The organism is Methanohalophilus profundi, from assembly GCF_004137855.1.
GTDB lineage: Archaea > Halobacteriota > Methanosarcinia > Methanosarcinales > Methanosarcinaceae > Methanohalophilus > Methanohalophilus profundi.
The window spans coordinates 1,485,801-1,509,612 of the sequence record NZ_QBKB01000002.1 but is presented as its reverse complement, the minus strand read 5'-3'; the positions used below and the strand labels follow the sequence as shown (position 1 = coordinate 1,509,612).

At 43.7% G+C, this 23,812-nt stretch carries 29 protein-coding genes and 2 pseudogenes; 12 read left to right on the top strand and 19 right to left on the bottom strand.

The window, feature by feature from the left end:
- Nucleotides 1-2: 2 nt before the first annotated feature.
- The 11 genes from fpoK to C9889_RS08015 all read right to left on the bottom strand — a co-directional run bounded on the left by fpoK (nt 3) and on the right by C9889_RS08015 (nt 6,124).
- Nucleotides 3-305 carry a F420H2 dehydrogenase subunit FpoK gene (gene fpoK / locus C9889_RS08065; RefSeq protein ID WP_072360379.1) on the bottom strand — a complete coding sequence of 101 codons (303 nt, stop codon included), beginning with the start codon at nt 303-305 and terminating at the stop codon, nt 3-5.
- Nucleotides 302-655 carry a F420H2 dehydrogenase subunit FpoJ gene (gene fpoJ / locus C9889_RS10860; protein ID WP_263853997.1) on the bottom strand — a complete coding sequence of 118 codons (354 nt, stop codon included), beginning with the start codon at nt 653-655 and terminating at the stop codon, nt 302-304. Before fpoJ ends, fpoK begins: the two co-directional genes overlap by 4 nt.
- Nucleotides 645-917, bottom strand: a complete 273-nt coding sequence (locus C9889_RS10855) for an NADH-quinone oxidoreductase subunit J (RefSeq protein WP_072561475.1) — start codon at nt 915-917, stop codon at nt 645-647. The genes fpoJ and C9889_RS10855 overlap by 11 nt, the downstream gene beginning before the upstream one ends.
- Nucleotides 914-1,327: a F420H2 dehydrogenase subunit FpoI gene (gene fpoI, locus C9889_RS08050; protein WP_013038034.1), complete on the bottom strand. Its 414-nt coding sequence runs from the start codon at nt 1,325-1,327 to the stop codon at nt 914-916. The genes C9889_RS10855 and fpoI overlap by 4 nt, the downstream gene beginning before the upstream one ends.
- Nucleotides 1,328-1,331: 4 nt before the next feature.
- The gene (gene fpoH, locus C9889_RS08045) at nt 1,332-2,360 is read right to left on the bottom strand and encodes a F420H2 dehydrogenase subunit FpoH (protein ID WP_129598543.1); all 1,029 of its coding nucleotides are present in this window, start codon (nt 2,358-2,360) and stop codon (nt 1,332-1,334) included.
- Between the two features lie 4 nt (nt 2,361-2,364).
- Nucleotides 2,365-3,489, bottom strand: a complete 1,125-nt coding sequence (gene fpoD, locus C9889_RS08040; RefSeq protein ID WP_129598541.1) for a F420H2 dehydrogenase subunit FpoD — start codon at nt 3,487-3,489, stop codon at nt 2,365-2,367.
- Nucleotides 3,490-3,498: 9 nt separating this feature from the next.
- Nucleotides 3,499-3,975, bottom strand: coding sequence for a F420H2 dehydrogenase subunit FpoC (gene fpoC, locus C9889_RS08035; RefSeq protein ID WP_129599516.1), 477 nt, complete (start codon nt 3,973-3,975; stop codon nt 3,499-3,501).
- 4 nt (nt 3,976-3,979) lie between these two features.
- A complete protein-coding gene (fpoB, locus tag C9889_RS08030) occupies nt 3,980-4,555 on the bottom strand; it encodes a F(420)H(2) dehydrogenase subunit B (RefSeq protein WP_129598539.1) in 576 nt (191 codons plus the stop codon).
- Nucleotides 4,540-4,938 carry a F420H2 dehydrogenase subunit FpoA gene (fpoA, locus tag C9889_RS08025; RefSeq protein WP_129599513.1) on the bottom strand — a complete coding sequence of 133 codons (399 nt, stop codon included), beginning with the start codon at nt 4,936-4,938 and terminating at the stop codon, nt 4,540-4,542. Before fpoA ends, fpoB begins: the two co-directional genes overlap by 16 nt.
- Nucleotides 4,939-5,186: 248 nt before the next feature.
- A complete protein-coding gene (locus tag C9889_RS08020; protein ID WP_129598537.1) occupies nt 5,187-5,693 on the bottom strand; it encodes a hypothetical protein in 507 nt (168 codons plus the stop codon).
- Nucleotides 5,694-5,704: 11 nt separating this feature from the next.
- A complete protein-coding gene (locus C9889_RS08015; protein WP_164999317.1) occupies nt 5,705-6,124 on the bottom strand; it encodes a DUF22 domain-containing protein in 420 nt (139 codons plus the stop codon).
- A 194-nt stretch (nt 6,125-6,318) separates the two neighbouring features.
- On the opposite strand from C9889_RS08015, the gene C9889_RS08010 reads away from it, so the two are divergent.
- The 3 genes from C9889_RS08010 to C9889_RS08000 are packed head-to-tail and all read left to right on the top strand — an operon-like array spanning nt 6,319 to nt 8,882.
- A complete protein-coding gene (locus tag C9889_RS08010) occupies nt 6,319-6,480 on the top strand; it encodes a 4Fe-4S binding protein (RefSeq protein ID WP_129598533.1) in 162 nt (53 codons plus the stop codon).
- Nucleotides 6,477-7,757: a phytoene desaturase family protein gene (locus C9889_RS08005; RefSeq protein ID WP_129598531.1), complete on the top strand. Its 1,281-nt coding sequence runs from the start codon at nt 6,477-6,479 to the stop codon at nt 7,755-7,757. The genes C9889_RS08010 and C9889_RS08005 overlap by 4 nt, the downstream gene beginning before the upstream one ends.
- Before the next feature lie 48 nt (nt 7,758-7,805).
- Nucleotides 7,806-8,882 carry a hypothetical protein gene (locus C9889_RS08000; protein ID WP_129598529.1) on the top strand — a complete coding sequence of 359 codons (1,077 nt, stop codon included), beginning with the start codon at nt 7,806-7,808 and terminating at the stop codon, nt 8,880-8,882.
- Nucleotide 8,883: 1 nt separating this feature from the next.
- On the opposite strand, the gene C9889_RS07995 is transcribed toward C9889_RS08000, so the two are convergent.
- Both C9889_RS07995 and C9889_RS10140 read right to left on the bottom strand, forming a co-directional pair.
- Nucleotides 8,884-9,462: a Maf family nucleotide pyrophosphatase gene (locus C9889_RS07995; protein ID WP_129598526.1), complete on the bottom strand. Its 579-nt coding sequence runs from the start codon at nt 9,460-9,462 to the stop codon at nt 8,884-8,886.
- Between the two features lie 8 nt (nt 9,463-9,470).
- Nucleotides 9,471-9,632: a hypothetical protein gene (locus tag C9889_RS10140; protein ID WP_164999316.1), complete on the bottom strand. Its 162-nt coding sequence runs from the start codon at nt 9,630-9,632 to the stop codon at nt 9,471-9,473.
- 102 nt (nt 9,633-9,734) lie between these two features.
- Between C9889_RS10140 and cofG the strand changes: the two genes are divergently transcribed.
- From cofG to cofC, 4 genes and pseudogenes are all read left to right on the top strand, one after another.
- Nucleotides 9,735-10,718, top strand: coding sequence for a 7,8-didemethyl-8-hydroxy-5-deazariboflavin synthase subunit CofG (gene cofG / locus C9889_RS07990; protein WP_129598524.1), 984 nt, complete (start codon nt 9,735-9,737; stop codon nt 10,716-10,718).
- Nucleotides 10,719-10,731: 13 nt separating this feature from the next.
- Nucleotides 10,732-11,818, top strand: a pseudogene (cofH, locus tag C9889_RS07985) (7,8-didemethyl-8-hydroxy-5-deazariboflavin synthase subunit CofH).
- Nucleotides 11,815-12,885, top strand: coding sequence for a 7,8-didemethyl-8-hydroxy-5-deazariboflavin synthase subunit CofH (gene cofH, locus C9889_RS07980; protein ID WP_129598522.1), 1,071 nt, complete (start codon nt 11,815-11,817; stop codon nt 12,883-12,885). Before cofH (C9889_RS07985) ends, cofH (C9889_RS07980) begins: the two are co-directional and overlap by 4 nt.
- Nucleotides 12,882-13,511, top strand: coding sequence for a 2-phospho-L-lactate guanylyltransferase (gene cofC, locus C9889_RS07975; protein WP_129598521.1), 630 nt, complete (start codon nt 12,882-12,884; stop codon nt 13,509-13,511). Before cofH (C9889_RS07980) ends, cofC begins: the two co-directional genes overlap by 4 nt.
- Here cofC and cutA read toward each other — a convergent pair.
- Nucleotides 13,504-13,815: a divalent-cation tolerance protein CutA gene (gene cutA / locus C9889_RS07970; protein WP_129598519.1), complete on the bottom strand. Its 312-nt coding sequence runs from the start codon at nt 13,813-13,815 to the stop codon at nt 13,504-13,506. The genes cofC and cutA overlap by 8 nt on opposite strands.
- Nucleotides 13,816-13,963: 148 nt before the next feature.
- On the opposite strand from cutA, the gene C9889_RS07965 reads away from it, so the two are divergent.
- Both C9889_RS07965 and C9889_RS07960 read left to right on the top strand, forming a co-directional pair.
- The gene (locus C9889_RS07965) at nt 13,964-14,137 is read left to right on the top strand and encodes a 4Fe-4S binding protein (protein ID WP_129598517.1); all 174 of its coding nucleotides are present in this window, start codon (nt 13,964-13,966) and stop codon (nt 14,135-14,137) included.
- Nucleotides 14,134-15,366 carry an NAD(P)/FAD-dependent oxidoreductase gene (locus C9889_RS07960; protein ID WP_129598515.1) on the top strand — a complete coding sequence of 411 codons (1,233 nt, stop codon included), beginning with the start codon at nt 14,134-14,136 and terminating at the stop codon, nt 15,364-15,366. Before C9889_RS07965 ends, C9889_RS07960 begins: the two co-directional genes overlap by 4 nt.
- 80 nt (nt 15,367-15,446) lie before the next feature.
- Here C9889_RS07960 and trkA read toward each other — a convergent pair whose 3' ends face one another.
- From trkA to C9889_RS07935, 5 genes and pseudogenes are all read right to left on the bottom strand, one after another.
- The gene (gene trkA, locus C9889_RS07955; protein ID WP_129598512.1) at nt 15,447-16,781 is read right to left on the bottom strand and encodes a Trk system potassium transporter TrkA; all 1,335 of its coding nucleotides are present in this window, start codon (nt 16,779-16,781) and stop codon (nt 15,447-15,449) included.
- A 92-nt stretch (nt 16,782-16,873) separates the two neighbouring features.
- Complete coding sequence (gene dnaJ / locus C9889_RS07950; protein ID WP_129598510.1) at nt 16,874-18,073, bottom strand: molecular chaperone DnaJ; 1,200 nt, start codon at nt 18,071-18,073, stop codon at nt 16,874-16,876.
- A 69-nt stretch (nt 18,074-18,142) separates the two neighbouring features.
- Nucleotides 18,143-20,018, bottom strand: a pseudogene (dnaK, locus tag C9889_RS07945) (molecular chaperone DnaK).
- Nucleotides 20,019-20,087: 69 nt separating this feature from the next.
- Nucleotides 20,088-20,630: a nucleotide exchange factor GrpE gene (gene grpE, locus C9889_RS07940; RefSeq protein WP_129598508.1), complete on the bottom strand. Its 543-nt coding sequence runs from the start codon at nt 20,628-20,630 to the stop codon at nt 20,088-20,090.
- 107 nt (nt 20,631-20,737) lie between these two features.
- On the bottom strand, nt 20,738-21,139 hold the full coding sequence (locus C9889_RS07935) for a heat-shock protein (protein ID WP_084006320.1): 402 nt from the start codon (nt 21,137-21,139) through the stop codon (nt 20,738-20,740).
- Between the two features lie 105 nt (nt 21,140-21,244).
- On the opposite strand from C9889_RS07935, the gene C9889_RS07930 reads away from it, so the two are divergent.
- Genes C9889_RS07930 through C9889_RS07920 form a run of 3 tightly spaced genes read left to right on the top strand, consistent with a single transcriptional unit; the run spans nt 21,245 to nt 23,767 of the window.
- Nucleotides 21,245-22,168 (top strand): ATP-grasp domain-containing protein, encoded by a 924-nt coding sequence (locus C9889_RS07930; protein WP_129598506.1) that lies wholly within the window; start codon nt 21,245-21,247, stop codon nt 22,166-22,168.
- Entirely contained in the window at nt 22,165-23,124 is a 960-nt protein-coding gene (locus C9889_RS07925; RefSeq protein ID WP_129598504.1) for a hydantoinase/oxoprolinase family protein, read from the top strand. Before C9889_RS07930 ends, C9889_RS07925 begins: the two co-directional genes overlap by 4 nt.
- 13 nt (nt 23,125-23,137) lie before the next feature.
- Complete coding sequence (locus C9889_RS07920) at nt 23,138-23,767, top strand: amino acid kinase family protein (RefSeq protein WP_129598502.1); 630 nt, start codon at nt 23,138-23,140, stop codon at nt 23,765-23,767.
- Nucleotides 23,768-23,812 lie beyond the last annotated feature (45 nt).

Genomic DNA, 23,812 nt, shown 5'->3' with positions numbered 1-23,812 from the left:
CATTACCACCTCAACAAGTTAAGCTCGTCAAGATTGATAGCATCCCGCATCCTGTAAATGGACATCATGATTGCGAAACCTATTGCTGCTTCTGCTGCTGCCAGTGCTATCGAGAAGAGAGCAAATACCTGGCCGCTCATATCGTCATTGTAACTGGAAAAAGCTACAAGATTAATGTTTGCTGCATTTAGCATAAGTTCCACACACATCAGGATACGAATACCGTTTTTCTGTGAAATGAAACCATAGAGACCTATGGAAAAAATTATTGCAGAAAGTGCAAGATACCAATTAAGGGGAATCATTGGTCATCCTCTCCTTTTGCCATGTAAATAGCACCCATGAGTGAAGACAGCAGTACGATTGAAAGAATTTCGAATGGTACTACAAACTCAGTGAATATCAGGGTACCTATGGCTTTAATATTACTCTGGTCTTCCAGATTCTGTGGGAGCTGGTCAACTGTTGTCCAGGATGTCCCGTAAAGGGATACGAGAACCACCGCAAGGAACAAACCTACAATTGCCGCCCTTGCAAAAGCCCTTCCAATTACTTCCAGTGGAGGGATTTCCATGTGTGCAAGACGGATAAGGAACCTGCGGGGATTGAACTGGTGTACAAAAGAATCCCAGATATCTGGCTTATCAGTTGCCATTATCATCACTTCCCATTGTATTCTTTGTAAGCATCACGGCAAAGAGGATCAACACACCTATTGCGCCCACATAGACCAGTATCTGTACGACACCCAAAAACTGGGCATTCAGCGTGATAAACAGACCTGCCACTGTAAACATCGAAAAGACGAGTGCAAGTGCGGCCCTTACTATATCCTTAGCCAACACTGCTGCCAGGGAAAAGAAAATTACCACGGCTGCTAATATGAAAAAGACTAAAGCTTCTCCTATTCCAATCATTGTTCAGCCTCCGGTGCGTCAATAGGTTCTTCCCTTGCCAGTTGGTCTGGTGTAAAGAGGAGATCCTCATGTTTCCACGTGATTATACCATCTGTATAAATCTTTGAACTTGAGAGGGCATCCTGCGGACACTGGTCAATACACAGACCACAAAACAGGCAGTGCCCTACATCTATTTCGGGGAACCACCGGGTCTTGGTGCTATCTTTACTTACCCTGGCCCTCACAATCTTGATTGCACAGTTGGGACAGGTATTTGCACATATTCCACACCCGATGCATTTACTTTTATCAAGTTTTTGCAGCCCTCTGAACCTTTCAGGCAATTCCGAGCGTATTTCAGGATACATTCTGGTAACACGGGGCTTTCGGATGTTCTTTAAAGCTCTTGTGATATTTTTCAGAACCATCTAATCACGCTCCCAGGTACAAACCTAATGCAATGGCCCATCCAAGGTTCAACAGGGAGAGGGGCAGGAGTTTCTTCCAGCTAAGATCAACCACCTGGTCGATCCTGAACCTCGGAACAGCCCAACGCATCATGATAATAAACATCATAACGATCGTTGCCTTGGCTATGAGGAACAGTGTTGGAAGGATTATTCCAAGTACAATATTATCAGTTACAAATCCCGGAAGGTTCCATCCACCCAGGAAAAGGAGTGAAATCAGGAATGAACCGAGAATCAAATGGAAGTATTCTGCGAAGAATCCCAGGCCGAACCTCATACCAGTGTATTCAGTAAAAACACCAGCCTGAAGTTCTTCTTCAGCTTCATTCTGGTCGAAAGGAAGACGACCCATATCAGCCATCATAGCAATGAAGAATACTATGAAACCAATCGGTTGCAGGAATGCATACCATATGGGACTCTGGGCATGGACGATCTCAACCACATCAAGAGAGCCTGCCATCACGGCAACACTCACAATGGTGATTCCCAGAGGGATCTCATAACCGATCATTCTTGCAAAGTTACGGAAAGTACCCATCATTGCATACTTGTTATTCTGTCCGTATCCAAGTACAAATATACCGATAACGGCGATAGCAGAAACGGCTTCAATGTAGAGAATACTTATGTCCATCTGGGTTGCTGCCAATACATATTCGACACCGTTTATGTAAACAGCACCGAAGGGAATAGCAACAAGCATCAAAAAGACCGACATCATAATTACGATCGGTGCACCTACATACAAAATCTTGTCCACTCTGGCAGGAATAATATCTTCTTTTGTAAACAATTTGATTGCATCCGCAACAAGCTGCAGCAGACCCATCGGACCTACCCTGTTGGGACCATATCTTTCCTGTATATCACCGGCAAGTTTACGCTCAATCCAGATAGCGGCCATTCCGGCTCCGAAAAGAGCTCCTATCAGCGCAAGGCCAACGATTGCTTTTACCCATGGAAAAATGTTTGCTGGAATATCGAACATATTTTCACCTATCCGCCTCACTGGTACATGCATCCATACTTCCCGCAATCGCTACAACATCTGCAAGCTGGGTGCCTTTTATAAGGGGTGGCAGTGCCTGCATAGTTGGGTATACGGGACCTCTGATCTTTACACGGTAGGGTTTGTCTGAACCATCGGAGACCATATAGAATCCCATTTCTCCTCTTGGGTCTTCAACCCTGTAAAACACCTCGCCTTCAGGAACCCTCATGACAGGGGACCTGCGATCATACGGAAGGTTTTCCGGGAACAGGGGTCCGGAAGGTATCTGGTCCAGTGCCTGTTCAATAATATACATACTTTCGTATATTTCTGCGATACGCACCCAGATACGTGCGTCAATATCTCCCGCAGTTTCGGTACAAACCTTGAAATCCAGGTCATCATAAACAAGATAAGAATCATCTTTCCTTATATCAAAATCAACACCTGTCGCACGCAGTGGTGGACCGGAAACGCCAAGGTCACTGGCTACATCAGGAGTGAGGACACCGATGCCTACAGCACGTTCCCTGTAGATCATATCGGTTTTCATCAACTCGCCCCATTCCTCAACACCTTTTCTGACGTACTCGAATGTTTCCTTGCATTTTGCCTCGAAACCTTCTGGCAGATCGTCACGTACACCACCAAAACGAAGGTATGAGTGCGTAATCCTTGCACCGGTGGTCATTTCAAGAAGTTCCAGAACTTTTTCCCTTACAGCTATCGGGTACATGAACATTGAGACAAATCCAAGGAAAGAAGCATATTCCGCATATCCAAGCAGATGGCTCTGTATCCTGGAAAGTTCTTCAACTATGACCCTGATATACTGTGACCTTTCAGTTGGTTCAATGCCAACAAGCCGTTCTACGCTGCCTACGAATGCTTCTTCATTGGAAAGGGCTGCAAGGTAACATGCCCTGTCAACCACAGGAATGCCTTGAAGATAGGTCTTGCTTTCCAGTATTTTTTCAATGCCCTTATGGATGAAACCCAGCTCGACCTCAGAGTCCTGCACAGTCTCACCTTTCACTTTGACATTCAGTCTGAAAGGTCCGGGTTGTGCAACATGCTGAGGGCCCAGGTGGATAAGCATCTCATCAGGACCAACATTAGTATCCATATTTATCACTCACACCAGGTTTTTAGCAGTATTTTGGGGGAATCCTTCGTAATCCTTACGTAGAGGCCAGTCTCCCAGCAATTCGTCCGGAAGGACAAGGTTTCTCAGGTCCGGATGATTCTTGTACTGTACACCAAATAACTCATAGGTTTCCCTTTCATACCAGTTAGCATTCCAGTAAACCGGTACAACAGATTCAATCTGCGGTTTATCCCTGGAAAGTTTGGCTTTCAATGTCAGCACTACCGGATGATCATAAGAACCGATGTGATACACAACATCAATTTCGTTTTTCTGAATCAAATCTACCGCTGTTTCAGAACAAAGGTGTCCAAACTGGAGTTCATCTTTTAGATACTGGCATATTTCCACAATATTATCAGCATCAGCATATGCAGAAATGCGTCTTTCAGACTCGGTGTTTGTATCTGAGATTGCTTCCGGGAACTTACTAGTCAGTGAATCAATAATCTTTTCCGCATCCATGATATCACCTATCATATCCTGAACCCTTGTCTTCCCTGGCTTCAATCTTTTTCTGAACTTCAAGGAAACCCTGAATTAATGCTTCCGGCCTGGGAGGACAGCCGGGGATGAAAACATCAACCGGGAATATCTCATCTATGTTCTGTACGGTACTGTAGGACTCATAAAAAGGACCGCCACTTATAGAACAGTCACCCATGCAGATTACCCATTTAGGAGAAGGCATCTGATCATATAATTTCTTGAGAGCGGGAAGATATTTCTTTGTAACATACCCACTGATTATCATAACATCTGCCTGTCTGGGAGAGTTCCTGGGAATGATACCAAAACGATCGGTATCCATAGGAGACATACCTGTTACAATAATCTCTACACCACAGCATCCCATTGCCTGGGCCATAAACCATAGAGAGTTCTTACGACCCCAGTTTATGAAATCCTGAGCTTTGGTCTTCTGGAGGAATTTATTTATTTCCTGAGAAGTGGTAGTTACCACACCGGGAATCGTTTCTTCCTCTTCCACCTGTTCTTTAGCAACGGGCTGTTCATAGGATTTTTCTTTTAATTCTTCAGCCATCTAAGTGCCCCCTTCTTCCATAAGAATGCATAACCGAACAGGAGAACAAAAATGAACACAAGCATTTCGACTACCGCTACCGTCGTATCTACTCCTGTATTACCTCTGTATATCATAGCCCACGGGTAAAGGAAGAGGACTTCGATATCAAACAATACGAATGCGATCGCATAGAGGTAATACTCCACATTGAACTGAATACGTGCAGGGCCGGTAGGAACCGATCCTGATTCATAAGTGGAATATTTCTCCGCACCCTTGCTCCTTGGACTGAGCAATTTAACGATCAACATCGTCATTGGAGGCATCAGTAGTGAGACGACAAGAAACACCGCAACCGGGATATAACTATATACGATATTACTATCGACAATTCCTGACATATAACTCACCTGATTATGAACATCAAATAAATGTGAACCAATTGACTTTATGTAACGTCACTGCATTTGTATAATAAATGGTCCACTGGATTTTATTTTGAATCTTCTAATGAATCATCACATAAAAACATATTGGATTTATCACGCTTTATAATCAAAATTGGAATTTAAAAAAGGCATTACACAAGACGTGAGAAAAACAAAATACAAATATGGCTGAAATTAAAAAATAGTTAAAAATGTATGTATCAAAGAGTTTTTGGAGCGAAGTATTTCTTAATCAGCTCACCGCATTCAGAGCACGAAATAACGATCCAATCCCCTACCTCCTCCTTTGCATACCTTTCAAAGATAGAAGCTCCACAAGCAGGACAGACATAATATTTCTTAAAATAATAATGGTAAAATGCCGGGTTATCTTCCAGCCATTTTACAACAGCCTGCATTCTTTCAAAATATCGCTGCTTTGAAGGGACTTCCACTTTTTCAATTGCATCCGAAGCTTTTTCGGAAATATGTCTTTCATATTTTTTCGAACGGGATATGATTTTCTTGTAATCAGAAATGTACTTTGAGGTACTGTTCAAATAACTGAAATACGTTTCATGGGACTGGGGTTTGGAACAATTACAAATTGTGCGGAGGAAAAATTCCCCCATCACATCTTCCATAACATCAGCACAGGTAGTACAGATATTATAATTACCATACTGTTTGTAATCCTGAGCCTCACCACAAATCAAACAGGTTTCCATCCCAATACCCCTTAGTCAACTTCAGTAGGAGTCATTGCTTCCCTGGTAAACATTATCGGGAAAACATTCAATACACCAAGCAGGTCGCCTTCCCTGATTTTTCCATTTGTCTGGCCGAAGACATATGCATATCTGACAGTGCGCTCTTTATCCACAGGACATGCTCCCTCAGTGGAAGCAATCTTGAGAACAGAAGCAACCGCATGATACGTAAAAGCACATGGCATTGCAAGAGTATCGGGATCAAGGGTGATTTCCCTTACAGGAATCTTTTTGTATTCCCCTGCCCTGATTTCCAGATCGTTATCCGCAATCACCATTTCCCATCTTGCACGAGTTGCGATAGTAAATTCATAGGGCGCTGCCTTAACTTTTTTTGAAACAATTTCACCCTTTTTCCGGGATACTATCTGTATTATCTCTGCAGACATCCAATCACCATTTAAAAACATATAAACAAGGAGATATATAACTATCACCATTGATAATTAACAATGGTTCGCTTCCACCATTACTACCTTTAAACTAACGAAAACTAAATATTAATAAATTGTGTATTCATCCCAATCCAGTTCATATCGAAATTCAAAACATATTTACACCTACCAGAATAGTGGAGAATCATATGCGAGTAAATGAAAAATGTGTTGGGTGCGGACAATGTACCGCTTTCTGCAAACAGGACGCCATTGTAGTTAAAGGAAATGCGTATATTACAGATAAATGTACCAACTGTGGCATATGTGCACTTTACTGCCCCCTTAAGGCTATCGAGGCTGAAAAATGAAAATCAATGTAATCGGAGCAGGACTCGGCGGTCTTTTAAGCGCGGCTTCACTCGCAATCGAAGGACATGAAATAGAGGTGTTTGAAAGGTTACCCATTACAGGTGGCCGGTTTACGAATATCGAATACCACGGTTTTAGCCTGTCCACAGGAGCATTGCACATGATACCTCACGGTTCTACAGGCCCGCTGGGCAACCTGCTCAAAAAAATAGGTGCAGATGCGGAAATCGTACCCTGTAAACCAATGGCCATGATACGTATACCCGCAGATGGGTCAAATAATTACAAATCCGGATTTAAAGATATATCTTTCAATCAGTATGGATCACAATTCTCCATGTGGAATAGGCTCAAGCTTTCAATACTTTTAATTACCACCAGAAGGTGGCCTCCTAAAAATATTTCTTTTGAAAACTGGATTCATAAATACCTTGATGAAGATAGCGCACACAAAACCGCCAACTCATTCTGCGGCTGGGCACTGAGCCTGACAAACCGGGACGTACCTGCAGAGGAAGCTTTTGAAATATTTGAGAATCTCTACCGCTATGGAGGAACAGGCATCCCAAAGGGTGGATGTAAAGGAGTTACGGATGCTCTTGTAGAAATAATTCGTTCAAATGGCGGAAAAATCCATAAAAGTACCGAAGTGAGTCGGATAATTGTGGAAAACAATACATCCCGGGGAGTAATAGCAGATGGAAAAAAACATTACTCCGATGTTGTAATAAGCAATATTGGCCACCCATTTACAAGAGATCTTTATGACTCAGATACCATTAATAGTGCTTATGAAGAAAAAATAGACAATGCCAAACCTTCTGCAGGAATTAAGATATGCCTGGCCGCAGATGAGCCTTTGATCGGCCACAACGGCATTCTCCTGACACCTTACTGCCGCCGGGTCAATGGAATCAATGAAGTGACCAACACAGACCCCAACCTTGCTCCTGCAGGGAAACATCTGGTAATGGCACACCAAAGTGTCCAGCAGGAAAAAATCGATAAACTAGAAGAGGAGATCGAACTTGGCCTGCAGGATCTCAAAGAAGTCTTCCCCAATAAAAAATACGAAGTAATCCTCACCCAGTCATATTATGACGGCTGGCCCGTAAACCGGGCATCCTCCGGGTCAGATATAGACAACACCACACCCATCAATAGTCTTTACGTAGTTGGGGACGGGGCAAAGGGAAAAGGAGGCATCGAAGTAGAAGGCGTTGCCCTGGGTGTTATGAACACGCTGGATATCATAAAGCAACAACATCGGGAATGACCGGTGTTCCTTAAATACCTCTTCAACAAATTCACTAGGGGGATATTCATGCAAATCAGAAGGTTCACTGTACTGTTACTGGTATTTATACTGTTAATCATCCAACCTGCTTTTGCCTTCACCTCATACGATGGCCAAGAAGATATGGAAATCTTACAACCGATAGATGATGATGTTTATGCTGCAGGAGGCAATCTGCAGATCAACAGTGACATAAACGGTGACCTGGTGGTTACCGGCGGCACCATTACTGTCAACGGAGATATTTCCGGAGACCTGATAGCTGCGGGCGGTACAATAGCAATACAAGGAAACATAGCCGATGATGTCAGGATAGCTGCCGGGACACTGACCGTATCCGAAAGTATTGGAGATGATGTAATTGCAGGCTGCAGCCAATTCATCCTGGAAGAAAATGCGACAATTGGAGGAGATCTGGCAGCCGGCACAGATAAGGCATACCTCTACGGAGATGTTGCAGGCAATGTGTCAGGAAACTTCGGGAATCTAATACTTGGCGGGAATGTCGCAGGGGAACTGGATGTTGATACCGATAAAATACAAACCCTTCCTGATGCCACTATTCAAGGGGAAAGAATTACCTCTACAGACACGCAGCCGGGTATAACAGAATCCGATGAAAATGGATACGGGTTCATGGATATTGTTTTCTGGTTATTGCGTTACATAATGTTACTGTTAACCGGCTGGATAATTCTCTACCTGGCAACCAATCGCATAGAGGACATGACCTTTCACCTCACGGATAAACCAACTCACAAGACTATAGCCGGCCTTTTATCATTGCTTGGAATCCTCATGGGAGCAATTATACTTGCAGTAACAGTGGTTGGAATCCCCCTTGCATTGATACTGTTATTGATAATGATTTTTTTGCTCTACTGTGCAAGGATAATAGCCGGCTTATGGCTGGGAAAAAAACTATTCGGATTGCTAGGCAGGACTACTACACGATGGCGGGAGATGGCAGCTGGCATATTAATACTACTGCTACTGGGGAGCATCCCATACATCGGCTGGATGGTCTATGTAGTCTCCACCCTCCTGTCAACAGGTGCAATCTATTATCTATTTAAGGAAAAGGTCAGGAATCGGCCTGCATGAGTTAAAATACATCTACACCTACCTTTTTTAACATCTGCGAAAGCCTGAAAAGGGGAAGGCCGACCACATTAAAAAAATCCCCTTCCACTTTTTCCACAAGCACAGCACCAAGCCCCTGTATGGCAAAGGCCCCTGCTTTATCCATTGGTTCACCGGTTTTCACATAAGCTGCAATATCTTGCCGGGAGAGGTTCGCCATCCTAACTTGAGTGGATATTATATCAGTATCCTCAATCCCTTTTCCCGAATCAATAACTACAATTCCGGTAAAAACTTCCACAGTTCTGCCACTAATCATCCTCAGCATAGACATGGCGTCTTCTTTACCTGCAGGCTTGCCGAGAAGTATTCCACCGGATGATACAACCGTGTCAGCTGCGATTATCACAGAATCCGGATATTTTGTCGCAACGTCACAACCTTTTCCCAGAGCGTGCCGAAGAGCCTGAGAAGGAGGGTCCAACTCCTCATCCATGAGCTCATTGTAAGAAGAAGGGATTATCTCAAAGCTATCCCCAATGAGCTGTGTCAGCAATTCCCTGCGCCGGGGAGATGTAGAAGCCAGAATAATCCTGCGCATCGCCAGCCTCAATGTTGCTCATAAATAAACCGTCTCTTTGCATAGCCTTTATAGCCACAGACAATGTAAATGCAATCCACTTTCACAAAGTCTTCACAAGAGCGACACTCCGAATACAGTACATTCTTCCCGCCCGCACGGGGACATTTTTCAATCCATGCTTCAAGCAATTATACGGACCTCCCCGAAAAGAAATGTGCATCCCATAATATAAACCCGTATTTATGTTGCATTAATCTTATGTAGGATATATATCATTTCATTCTCCATTCATGCCAGAGTATGCCACATTCGCACGTAATGTATTCATTCCTGTCACAAACATCTGCAGGAACAACTGCCATTACTGTACCTTCCGTCGTGAACCATCCCATCCTGATGCACAACTGATGGGTGAAAAAGAGATAGGTGATATTCTAAGCCACGGAAAAAGGGCAGGGTGTACGGAAGCCCTGTTCGTGTTCGGAGAGTATGCAGAGGAAGTTCCCGAATACATGGAGTGGCTGGAACAAAGAGGCTATTCTTCAACTGTGGATTATGTCTACAAATTGTGCGAGATGGCAATTGAAAAAGGGTTGTTGCCCCATACAAATGCCGGGATACTGACCTATGAAGAAATGGAAGTCCTTAAACCTGTAAACGCAAGTATGGGCCTCATGCTCGAAACCACTGCCCGGTTACCTGCCCATGAACTGTCGCCTGGTAAAGAACCCGACATCCGCCTTACCATGATAGAAGATGCAGGCAAATTACATATCCCATTCACAACAGGCATCCTTGTAGGTATCGGAGAAACCCGCAAAAATCGTATCGATTCCCTTGAAGCCATTGCAGAGCTACAATTCAAATATGACCATATCCAGGAAGTAATAATCCAGAATTTCATGCCCAAACCCTCCACCATGATGGAAAGCATCAGACCACCATCAAAGGAAGAGATGCTCGATACCGTACAGCTGGCAAGAAGCATCCTGCCTGCAGACGTAGAAGTGCAGGTAGCCCCAAACCTAATTGATCCTCACCTGCTGATAAAAGCCGGTGCCAAAGATATGGGAGGAATCTCCCCCACTACGATTGACTGGATAAATCCCGAAGCTGAATGGCCGGATGTTGAAAAATTGAAAATTATGGCAAGAGATATCCCATTAAAGGAAAGATTACCCATCTACCCGCAATACATAAGAAGTGGATGGTATAGTAAGCAACTTGATGGATTGATAAATTCCCTTGCAAATTCCAGAGGTTATCGAAAATAACAGAAGGATTCCTATGAAAACCACGATACCTGATGATATAATACAGCAGGCATATGAGGGAGACGTCACAAAAAAAAATGCCCTCAAATTGCTGGAAGTGCCCCCTTTGCAACTTTTTTCCCTTGCCGATGAATTACGCAAACAAGCCGTCGGCGATGATGTGACATATGTTGTCAACAGAAATATCAATTTCACAGACCGATGCATAGGCAACTGTGGTTTCTGTGCTTTCAGGAACCAGGAAAATTACCTTCTGGAAAAATCGGATATAATCAGAAAAACAAAAGAAGCTGTTGAGTTAGGTGCTACAGAAGTCTGTATCCAGGGCGGCCTACTTGAAGATGCAAATCTGGAATTTTACCAGAATATTCTCAGTTCCATCAAAGCAAACTATCCCGACATACATATTCACGCCTATTCCCCGATGGAAATTTTCCACCTTGCAAAGAAAAACGGACTTTCTATCGAATCCACAATAAAAAGGCTCAAAAACAGTGGCCTTGAAACTATGCCCGGTACTGCTGCAGAGATCCTTTCAGACAGGGTGCGCGAAATAATATGTCCCGGAAAACTGAACACCCTGCAATGGGAAAATGTAATCACTACAGCCCACAGGCTTGGAATTGCCACTACTGCAACCATGATGTACGGGCATGTGGAAACAAAGGAAGAAAGAATAGATCATATACTGAAAATAAGGGAGATCCAGCAAAACCGCTGGTTTTACCGAATTTGTACTTTTGCCGTTCATGCCCTATAACAATCCTATCGGCAAAAAGATGATAAAAGAAGGCAAGTATGCCACCGGCGGCATAGAGGATTTACAGTTTTATGCGCTCTCCCGTATCCTCCTGCATACCCACATCCCCAATATACAGGCAAGCTGGGTCAAGCTCGGAAAGAAACTTGCACAGGTAGCTCTTACCTGTGGTGCCAACGATGTTGGGGGGACATTGATGGAAGAGAAAATCTCCAGCTCTGCAGGTGCAAAAAACGGGGAAAGTATGGAAGTTTCCGAAATAAAATGGTTGATCCATACTGCCGGCCGCAAACCTGTGCAAAGGAATACTCTCTATGAAAGCATTGAGGCAGGGAAATGATTCCTGAAGATATTGAAAATCGGGCTAGAAACGGATTGGCCACCAGGGAAGATGCCCTGAAACTTCTCAAAGAAAACCCTTTTGAGCTTTTTGACCTTGCAGACCGGCTGCGCAGGGAATCAGTCGGTGACGATGTTACCTATGTTGTGAATCGCAATGTGTACATCACCAATATGTGCAGGGGCAAATGTAATTTCTGCTCATACAACCAGCCTGACGGTTACATACTGACAATACCGGAAATCCTGGAAAAGGTGGAAACAGCATATGTTGCAGGCGCCACCGAGATTTGCATACAGGGAGGTTTTCTTCCTGAACTCAAACTTGATTTTTACCTTGAGATCGTACGAGCGATCAAGGAAAAATATCCAGATATAAGCATTCATGGATATTCTCCCATGGAGATCAACCACGCTGCCAGGGTTGATGGTATTTCTCTGGAAGAGGCATTCACAAAATTGCTGGAAGCCGGATTGGGGACCCTTACAGGAACCTCTGCGGAAATCCTATGCCAGAGAGTGCGAAATATAATTTGTCCTGAAAAGATCACTACAGAAGAATGGATTGATACAATTAAATCAGCACATAATGCAGGTCTGGTCACAAATTCAACCATTATGTATGGCCATGTGGAGACCTGGGAGGAGCGAATCGACCACCTCCTTATACTCAGGGAGATCCAACAAAAAACGGGCAAATTCACAGAACTTGTCCCTCTTCCATTTCTGCCCTACAATAACAGAGTGGGTAAAAAAATGATTAAAGAAGGGAGATATGGCCCGGGTGGAATAGAAGACCTGAAATTCTATGCTATTGCACGCGTTCTTCTCAATAAACATATACCAAATATACAGGCCAGCTGGGTAAAACTTGGAAACAAGCTTGCACAGGTAGCCCTGAATTGTGGTGCCAACGATCTGGGTGGTACACTTATGGAAGACCAGATCACCGTTGCATCCGGGGGAAAGAATGGTGAATACCTGCACCCCGAAGAGATGCAATGGATCATCAAAGGAATCGGACGCAGGCCTGTCAGACGAGATACACATTACAGGGAATGTAAATGAGAGCAGTAATTCCCTACAAAAAGGAAAATGCCAAATCCAGGCTTTCAACTGTTATGACAAAGGAGCAGAGGGAAACCTTTGTCGAAAAGATGCTTCTGGATGTTGTTGCAACTTTAAGGAAAGGTGGGATTCTGAATATAGATATAATCACCCCCAAAGCCTGTGACGTGAAAAGGGAAGTAAAAGCAAATATAATTGAGGATGACACGGACCTCAACGATTGTTTGAATAAATATCTCTCTCAAAAGGAAGAGCCGATACTGATCATTATGGCGGATCTGCCCCTTGTGAAATTCAGTCATATAAAAGATATAGTAGCGAGTAAAGCGGATATGACAATCGTTCCGGGCAAGGGAGGCGGCACAAATATACTGTTCATCCGCAAACCTGAGAATTTCAGGGTCAAATACTACGGTTCAAGTTTTGAGAATCACTGCATGATTGCCGCACAACAAAAACTCTCTATTCGGGTATATGATTCATTCCTTGCAAGTACGGATATTGATGAACCACAGGATATTACAGAACTCCTATTACATGGACAGGGAATTGCAAAGGATTATGCCGAAAAAAGATTCGGTAAAAAGGAAGGTAAAGGAAGGGTGAAAATAAGCCCCTTTAATTAGATACCGATGTCCTGATCCATTCCAAAAATACAGGATCTGCCTCAATATCCCATGAAACAATTGCAGGTAACTCATAACTGTGTATGCTGCGCACAAACTCTCGTACAGGTTCAAAATTGTTCTTGGTCGTTTTGGCAAAAAGGACGACTTCATCGTCCTCGTTTACTTCTCCCTCCCACATAAAAACCGATCTTATAGGATACATATTCACGCAGGCGACAAGACCTCTGGAAACTAACTCGGATGCTATATTGCGTGCCTCAACTGTACCTGAAGTTGTGATATAAACAATAATAAATTCCATAATAAATGATAACATGCAATAATTTATAAATCTCCTGCATATATGATACTTGAAAAGGTAAAATGTAATAATTTTAAACCTTTACTGACAAAACATATATCTTTACATGTGTTATTAGGGTAAATTCATATCTTATTTCGGTGATTGGATGAGTATTAAGATAAATCGATACAAGTGCGGATACTGTGGTGCATGTGTGGGTGTATGCCCCGGCGGAGCCCTCGAGCTTGTAGAAACATGGGTGGAAGCTAATGATTGCTGCACAAGTTGTGGTCTCTGTGCCAAAATCTGCCCTGTAGGAGCTATTGAGGTGAATAAATGAAAGAAATGTATGACTTAATAGTCGTAGGTGGTGGACCCGGGGGAGCAATCGCCGCAAAAAATGCTGCAGAACTCGGACTTGATGTTCTCCTTATCGAAAAAAGGCAGGAAATAGGAGACCCTGTGCGCTGTGCAGAGGGAGTTTCTAAAATCTGCCTCAGCGACCACATTGAACCCGATCCAAGATGGATATGCGCAGACCTTACAGGCTCCCGTATATATTCCCCGGACGGCACGATGGTTGAAATGAGTGAAGAAATGTCCGGAGGGGAAGTAGGTTACGTCCTTGAAAGAAAAGTTTTCGACCGTGCCCTTGTGGACCAATGTGCCAAGGCAGGTGCAGAAGTTAGGGTCAAGACCCGGGCAACCGGGCTTATAATGGAAAAAGGTGTTGTATGTGGAATTTATGCAATGCACCTGGGTGAGGAATACGAAATACGCTCAAAGATCGTAATCGGCGCTGACGGTATGGAATCAAAGGTAGGCAGATGGGCCGGGATCGATACCTCCCTGAAACCAACCGATATGGAAACCTGCGTACAATATCTTGTTACTAATATTGATATTGATCCACAATTCTGTGATTTTTATCTCGGAAACGAAATTGCACCAGCAGGCTACCTCTGGGTATTCCCGAAAGGTGAAAATATGGCAAACATAGGCGTTGGCATTCTGGGAAGTAAATCAGGTGACCACAGAGCCATCGACTATCTTGATAAATTTATGAGAGATGTCTATCCCGAAGGGAGGATCATCGAAATGGTCTATGGAGGAGTTCCTGTTAGTGGCCCCATCGAAAAAACAGTTAGTGATGGGTTAATCCTCGTAGGTGATGCTGCACGCCAATCAGATCCAATTACAGGAGGAGGTATAATCAATGCCATGGAAGCTGGAAAGATTGCTGCAGAAGTTGCTGCGGATGCCATTAAAAAAGGAGATTACACCACAGATACCCTGAACGAATATGAAACTCTCTGGAGATCCACCATCGGAAAGGAAATCGAATATAGCCTGGTAGTAAAAGAGACATTTATCAAATTTACAGACAGGGACCTCAATCACCTTGCACAATCCCTGTCCAATGTTAATTTTTATAGCCTCAGTCTCAAGGACCTGCTTTATGCCCTATTCAAAGCAAACAAAAAACTATTATGGGACCTGAGGGGCCTTTTCAGAGATGTAGTTAACAACAACTTCGAATTCAAATATAAAAAGAATCAGTTTGACTGATTATTTTTATTTTTCCAGAATTCAGGAGTTTTCGGCTTCTCTATCCTCCAGTCACCGGGTATGGACACAGAAATTTACCCTTACTTGAACAGTTTTTCTACGGCCTGATGTGCCGTGGGCAGGGAAAATACAAGCAGGTGATCCCCCTCCCTTATCCTGTAGTTACCTCTGGGAATAATAGTAACTCCTCCATGTACGACCATGCTTACGAGTGAATCATCCGGGAAATTCATATCTTTTAGAAGCTTTCCTGTAACTCTTGATTTGCTAGATACGGTATATTCAATAATTTCTGCCTTTTCACCTTCAATGGTTGTCAGGGCTTCGATTCCCGTTCCCATAGTAAGTTTGAGTACTTCATTAACCGTGGCTTCCCTGGGACTGACAGCACGGTCTACACCTACCATTTCGAAAAGTGGCACATAATCAAAGTGATCAGCTCTGACAATTACCTTCTTTGCCCCCAGCTGTTTGGCCATTAGCGAACACAATAAATTCTTTTCATCACTGTCTGTGACAGAGATAACTACGTCCATTTCACCGACACCTTCTTCCTTTAGAAGATTCAGGTCGGAACCGTCCCCACGCAAAACAAGTGCCTTTTGAAGATTATCGGCTACCATTTCAGACCTGTGGCGACCCTTTTCAATAATCTTTACGTTCAAACGGGTATTTTCAAGCAGCTGTGCCAGGTAAAACCCGACTACACCCCCTCCGATTATCATCACACGGCTGCGTGATTTATTAATCTCGCCAAAAAAGGAAGAAATGTCCTTCATTGCTTCTGTTTTACCAATAATTACGATGTGGTCGCCGGCCTGAATAATATCTTCACCATGAGGAATGATCAGTTGCGAACCTCTGAAAAGAGCACTTACGATACAGCAATCGAGCAAATCTACATCTCGAAGATGTTTGCCTGCAATATTACTATTGTCCTTTACAACAAACTCCATCATTTTTACTTTTCCATCTGCAAAGGATTCAGAATCGATAGCAGAAGGAATTGATAAAATGTCAGCAACTTCAGATGCAAGGGCAAGTTCGGGACACACCATTACATCAATACCAACCTGTGTACGTTTGGCTACCGGCCTATCTATATAATCAGGATTACTGACCCTTGCCATGGTCTTGAAATTCTTATTGGACTGTTTTATCAATTTAGCAGCCATACATGAAACTATGTTTACTTCATCATCACCGGTTACAGCCACAAGGAGATCTGCACCGATCAAAACTTTTTCAAGAATTGCAGCGTTTGCTCCGTTGCCCTGAATAACCTGAACATCGAATTCATCGACCCTCAGGCAAGCATCTTCATCTTCATCAATGATAACAAGATCATTTTCCAGGTACAGTGATTTAGCTATATGATACCCAACTTCACCTGCACCTATGACAATGATTTTCATAAAGGCACCTCTATCCAATTAACATACAACAATAAACTGGATTGAGCGATAATATATGCTATTGTTGTTAAAGCTTACTGAAAAAAAGAAAATCAGGCAGGAGAATCGCCTGGAGAGTCATCAGGGGAGATTACAGATTCAAAAGCATTTTTGAATTTATCAAAAACACCACCTTTGCCTGAGCCGGCGGATCCTCCACCCAGACTGTCAAATTCCTTGAGGAGCTTTTTCTGTTCCTCATTGAGCTTTGTAGGGGTCTGTACGATAACTTTTACGAGCTGATCACCCTGTCCATGCCCATGCAGATGAGGCATCCCCTTGCCTTTAAGACGCAATACTGAATGGGTCTGGGTGCCGGGTTTTATATTCATCTTTACATCCCCGTAAAGAGTGGGAACCTGTATGCTGTCACCCAGAGCAGCCTGTGCAAAAGAGATAGGGATTTCGCATACGATGTCGTCACCCATTCTTTCAAAGTGTTCATGGGGTTTTACATGAAGTACAATGTAAAGATCCCCGGGAGGGGCACCTGGACTTCCGGCTTCGCCTTCCCCGGACATTTTCAAACGCAGACCGGTTTCCACACCTTTGGGGATGGTTACCTCGATAGTTTTTGTTTTTCTGACTTTACCGGTACCCTTGCAGGTTTCACAAGGTGATTCAATAATCTGGCCCCTGCCGTGGCATTTGTCACAGGTGGTAGCTGTCATAAAGTTACCAAGGGGAGTGCGGCGGGCATGGGTTACCTGTCCACTACCACCACAGTTAGAACAGTTGACTGGTTCTGTGCCGGGTTTGGCTCCTGTCCCACCACAGGTGTCACATTTATGGGCCCGTGGAACATCGATGTTAACCTTATCTCCGAATGCAGCCTGTTTGAGGGTAATATCCATGTCATATCTCAGGTCAGAACCTCTGCGAGGGCCCTGTTGGGTTCGGCCTGAGCCACCAAAGCCACCAAAGCCTCCGCCAAAACCACCGAAACCTCCACCAAAGATATGTTCCAGGATGTCTTCAAAACCACCGAAATCAGCTGAACGGAAGATATCCTCTTCAGAATACTGGTCATCGATTCCCGAGTGTCCAAAGCGATCATATTGAGCCCTCTTTCCCTCATCGGAAAGGACAGCATAGGCCTCGGATATCTCCTTGAACTTTTCCTCCGCATCCGATTCCTCATTCTTGTCCGGATGATGTTTCATTGCAAGCTTGCGATACGCTTTCTTAATCTCGCTAGCTGATGCATCCTTGGAAACACCCAGTATTTCGTAATAATCTCGCTTGGTAGACATAGAAAACCCGTGAATCTTTTGTAATTAATTAAATAAAAATTGCAGGGGGCTTCCCTGCACTGGTTTAAATTATTTGTTGTTGTTGTTGTTGTTGTCTACTTCTTCAAAGTCAGCATCGACAACATCTTCATCTGATCCACCTTCAGCATCAGATGTAGAAGCACCTTCTCCGCCTGCGGCCTGTCCGGAAGCCTCAGCCTCTTCCTGTGCCTTCTGGTAGAGAAGGGCAGAGATTTCATACATTGCTTCCTGCAGAGCCTCGGTTTTACTCTTGATTGCTTCAATGTCACTGCCTTCAAGAGCAGTATTGAGATCTGAAATCGCGGATTCTACCTTGGATTTCTGCTCATCAGAAGCAATGTCTCCTGCTTCCTTGATAGCCTTCTCGGCAGAACTTACCAGGGTTTGTGCATTATTCCTTGCTTCAACCTCTTCTTTCTTTGCCTTATCCTCTTCAGCATGTGCCTCTGCATCCTTGACCATCTGGTCGATCTCCTCATCAGAGAGACCTCCTGGCTTCTGGATGGTTATAGACTGCTCTTTACCAGTTCCCTTATCCTCTGCAGAAACATTGAGGATACCATTGGCATCTATATCGAAGGTTACTTCAATCTGTGGCATTCCCCGCGGTGCAGGTGGTATACCATCAAGGATAAAGCGCCCCAGACTCTTGTTAGCAGAAGCAACGCCTCTTTCACCCTGCAATACGTGAATTTCCACAGAACTCTGGTTATCCGCAGCTGTCGAGAACACCTGACTCTTACGTGTAGGAATTGTGGTATTTCTCTCAATCAAGGGCGTGCGACCCCACCCATTGTTTCGATACCAAGGGTCAGAGGAATGACATCCAGCAGCAATACATCTTCAACTTCTCCTCCCATTACACCGGCCTGTATGGCAGCACCCACAGCAACCGCTTCATCAGGATTGATATTCTTGTACGGATCCTTACCGATGAATTCTTTCACAGTCCTGACAACTGCAGGCATCCTGGTAGAACCACCAATTAGCAGGATCTTTTCGATATCTGAAGTTTTAAGGTTTGCATCACTGAGAGCTTTTTTCATGGATTGGAGGGTCTTGTCAATCAGATCTTCGGTCATCTTTTCGAACTGTGCCCTTGTAATATCTATGTCGACATGTTTTGGCTGGCCGTTAGAATCAGCTGTAATGAAAGGAAGGTTGATGTTTGTGGTACCTACACCGGATAATTCAATCTTGGCCTTCTCCGCGGCATCCTTGAACCTCTGCATTGCTGCCTTGTCACCGGATAGATCGATACCTTCTTCCTTTTTGAATTCGCTTATGATGTGGTTGACAATCCTGTCATCGAAGTCATCTCCTCCAAGATGGGTATCACCACTTGTGGATAGTACTTCAAAAACCCCATCTCCCAACTCAAGGATGGACACATCAAATGTACCGCCTCCGAGATCGTAAACAAGGATCTTGTGGTCACCGGTTTCCTTGTCCAATCCATATGCCAGAGAAGCTGCTGTGGGCTCATTTATGATCCTCTTAACTTCAAGCCCTGCGATCTTACCGGCATCCTTTGTAGCCTGTCTCTGGGAGTCGTTGAAATAAGCAGGTACTGTGATTACAGTATCTGTAATTGTTTCACCAAGGTAATTTTCTGCATCTTCCTTGAGTTTGCGCAGTATCATTGCAGAATTTCCTGTGGAGTATATTCCTTGCCATTGAGAGTTACCTGATAGTCCCCTTCACCAATATGACGTTTGATTGAGCTTACCGTATTGTCCGGATTTGCCACCATCTGTCTTTTGGCTACCTGGCCCACAAGTTTTTCTCCCTTCTTTGAGAATCCCACAACAGAGGGGGTCGTCCTGCTACCTTCTGCATTCGGTAATACAGTTGGTTCGCCACCTTCAATCACTGCCATACAGGAATTTGTAGTTCCCAGATCAATTCCAAGTATTTTACCCATATAGATTACCTCTTTGTAATATTATCAGATTTATAGTTGATATTTCTTATCGATTCATTTCAATGAACTTTACTTCTCCTCTTTGTCAGAAGAAGTATTTTTGGACACCGCCACCATAGCGGGCCGGATTATCCTGGAATTTAACTTGTACCCAGGCTTACAAACATCAATGATAGTATTGTCAGGATGATCCGCATGTTCAACGTGCATCATGGCTTCATGTTCGGATGGGTCAAATTCCTCACCTTCACATTCAATCCTTTTGAGACCTTGTTTTTCCAGGATCGATACAAATTGCTTGAATACCATTTCTACCCCTTCGACCACCGAGTTCACATCATCGGTATTGTGAGCGGATTCTATGGCCCTTTCGAAGTTATCATAGACATCAAGCAATTCCACCATTAGGTTTTCCACCGCAAAATTGCGGAATTCTTCCTGCTCCTTGCGGGTACGTTTACGGAAATTATCAAATTCTGCTCTCTTACGCAAAAGGTCTTCCTTCAGGGATGCAATTTCCGCATCCTTTTCCTGAACCAGCTGTTCCAGCTCTTCAGGAGAATATCCCGCGTCTGAGGAGTTATCATCTTCTTGTTTATCTTTACCTACCATCACTGACATCTCCGCCTGTGTATTGAGCGGTCCAACTTATAATAGAAATTGCAATGAATTGGATTGTATGATGTTCTATAAATAGTTTGCGGATGGTGGGCATCTAATCAGGAATACTGGTTCTGGATCCTGTAAGAGAAGAACTTGACAACCAGCATACTAACAATCATACAAATCGCCAGTGCGGAAACTAGTCTATTCCATCCTATGGAAAAAAGACCATCATTAAAAGCAAAACTCAGTCCTCCCAGAAAAGAGATGATTGAAAAGGTACTTACCGAGGAAACAAGTGCTGCACCAGCAATTGATCCCAATTCGTCAGCCCCTCTCTTTTCAAAGAAAACAGAGCCAAGAATGAAGATTATGGCGAATACCAAAAGTATAATGGCATAAGGTACGGGGTTTGAACCGGTGGTTACTATTTGCATTATACCCATGGCCATACCAACCATGAAAATTGCCATTGCAAAAGATATTAACAGTGCCTGAATAAAAGGATTTTCTGACATTTCCAAATCCATCCCTCTCTGCAAAAAAGAGGTCCTGATAGTATATATTTATTGTCTCCCCGATATAAACCCAAAGCATATATTAAATAAAACATTTCTCGAAATATGAACATCCTAATTTGCGAATATGCCACAAGTACGGGAATGGGAGGTACCTTCCTGCTTGAGGGTAAAGCCATGCTAAAAAGCCTTGCAGAAAGCTTTGACGCAGGCCATCATGAAATTAAATATACGACATCTGCAACCGAAATTCAGGTCGGCACACCTGTATATTGTGACGAAGGAAATATAAAGACGATTTTACAGACCGAGGCCAAAAAATGTGATGCTGCACTGATAATTGCCCCGGATGATCTGCTTGCGGGGCTTGTGGAAGAAATAGAAGAACATACCTCAAATATGGGATCGTCACCGGCAGTTATCCGGGAGTGTGCGGATAAATTCAAGTGCGGAAAAATTCTTGAAAACAAAGGAATACCTGCCCCTCAACTTGTTGAAACGGTAGAAGAGCTCAAAAAAGATACCAATTATGTGGTCAAGCCACGATATGGATGTGCTGCGGAAAATACGATCATTACATCCAATCCTTCAATATCCCAGGACATGGTCGTAACCGAATATGTCGAAGGAGAACACCTGAGTGTGAGTCTTGTCTGTGCCGATGCGCCCCTTCCCCTGACAATCAATCGCCAGTACATAGAAATTACAGGAAGAGAGAATAAAACCACCATCGATTACAGGGGAGGAATAACCCCCTATGAGACACCTGATAGGGAACTGATTATCGATACTGCAAAACGGGCGGTACGGGCGCTTGGATGCAGGGGGTACACAGGTGTTGATATTGTAATGGGTGACAGGCCCTATGTAATAGACATAAATCCCAGGCCAACCACTTCGCTTGTGGGCATCTGCAAAATAATCAAACCCCAAATCGGAGAATTGTTGATTGGTGCCCTGGAAGAGAACTTACCATCAACAGTACATATTACCGGCAATTATGAATTCCGAAAGGAGGACCTTTTATGAAAAAACTCGGTATAGATATTGGAGGGGCAAATACAAAAATAGCCTCCTCAGACGGCGCTGTCTGTGAACTTTATTATGTACCCCTCTGGAGAGAAACAAAACTTCCAACGGTTCTGAAAAATATCTCAGAAAAGCACAATCCATCTCATGTAGGCGTTGTGATGACCGGAGAACTTGCAGATTGTTACGAAGACAAAGCCTCAGGGGTTACTGGCATTATGGATATTGTAAGAGACAGTTTTGACTGTGAAATTGATTTTCTGGACCAAAGAGGCAATTTTGTAAAACATGCACAAAATCCCGCCTCCCTTGCCGCAGCAAACTGGATGGCTTCTGCAAGTTTTATTGCCAGGAAAATGGAAAATTGCCTTTTTGTGGATATGGGCAGTACTACTAGTGACATAATCCCTGTCAAAAACGGGAAAGTAGTTGCACACAATACCGATACACAACGTCTTGCAAACAGCGAATTATTGTATCAGGGAATCCTGAGAACAAATATAGCAGCCCTGCTGGACAGTGTAGCGATAAGTCCGGGGAATTGCCTAGTCGCCTCTGAGCTCTTTGCCACAAGCGCGGATGCTTACCTCCTCCTGTCCGATATCGATGAAGATGCATACACATGTGAAACTGCTGATGGGCATGGCAAATCAGAAAAAGAGGCTGCCAGAAGACTTGCAAGGGTTGTCTGCGCAGACCTGAATGAAATTGACATGGCAGATGTCAGAAAGATAGCAGTGGCTGTCAAGAATAGACAGAAAGAAAGGCTCGCAGAAGCGATCTCCGAACTTTGTCACAAACACGACATAAATACCGTCCTGGCAGCAGGACTTGGTGAATTTGATCAAAACTCATGTGAAGAACTGGGCATTGAATGTATTTCACTGGCAGACAAATGGAGCCAGGATATATCAAAGGTATTCCCCGCCTATGCTGTAGCCAATCTGCTGGAGTGAAACTGAACAAAACATGAAAGAAAAAGTTGTATTAAAACTGGGTGGGAGCCTGATAAAACAGGGGCCTGAATTACTGCTGTCACTGAAAAGCTGGGCAAAGGATAAAAAAGTACAGTTGCTCGTGGTTCCCGGCGGAGGACCCTTTGCAGATAGAATAAGGGACATGGAAAAGACAACAGGTTTTGATGATGATACCTCTCACTGGCTGGCGATCCTATCCATGGAACAGTACGGCATATACCTCAGGGAAAAAACGAAAATTGAAACAACTGCTACCCTCAGACCTTTTGAAGGGGTACGAATTATGCTACCCTACAGGATTCTTACAGATAGCGACGACCTGCCTCATTCGTGGAAGGTCACATCCGACACAATAGGTGCAAAATTTGCCCAAATGACAGGAGCAGAATATATTAAAGTAACAGATGTGGACGGAATCCTGCAACAGGGAAAATTATTACGGGAAATTACCGCTTCTGACATCATAAGAATGGGACAGTGTTGTGTGGATTCCTATCTTCCACACTACCTTAAACAACATGAAATGAATTGCACTATTGTAAATGGCAACTATTTTTCCAGAATAACAGAGACTATTATGGGAAACAGAGACACAAGTACCTACATCAGGGGGAAATTTTAAATTATATACGGATTATGTACTCAATCCGTCATACTTATAGTAAAA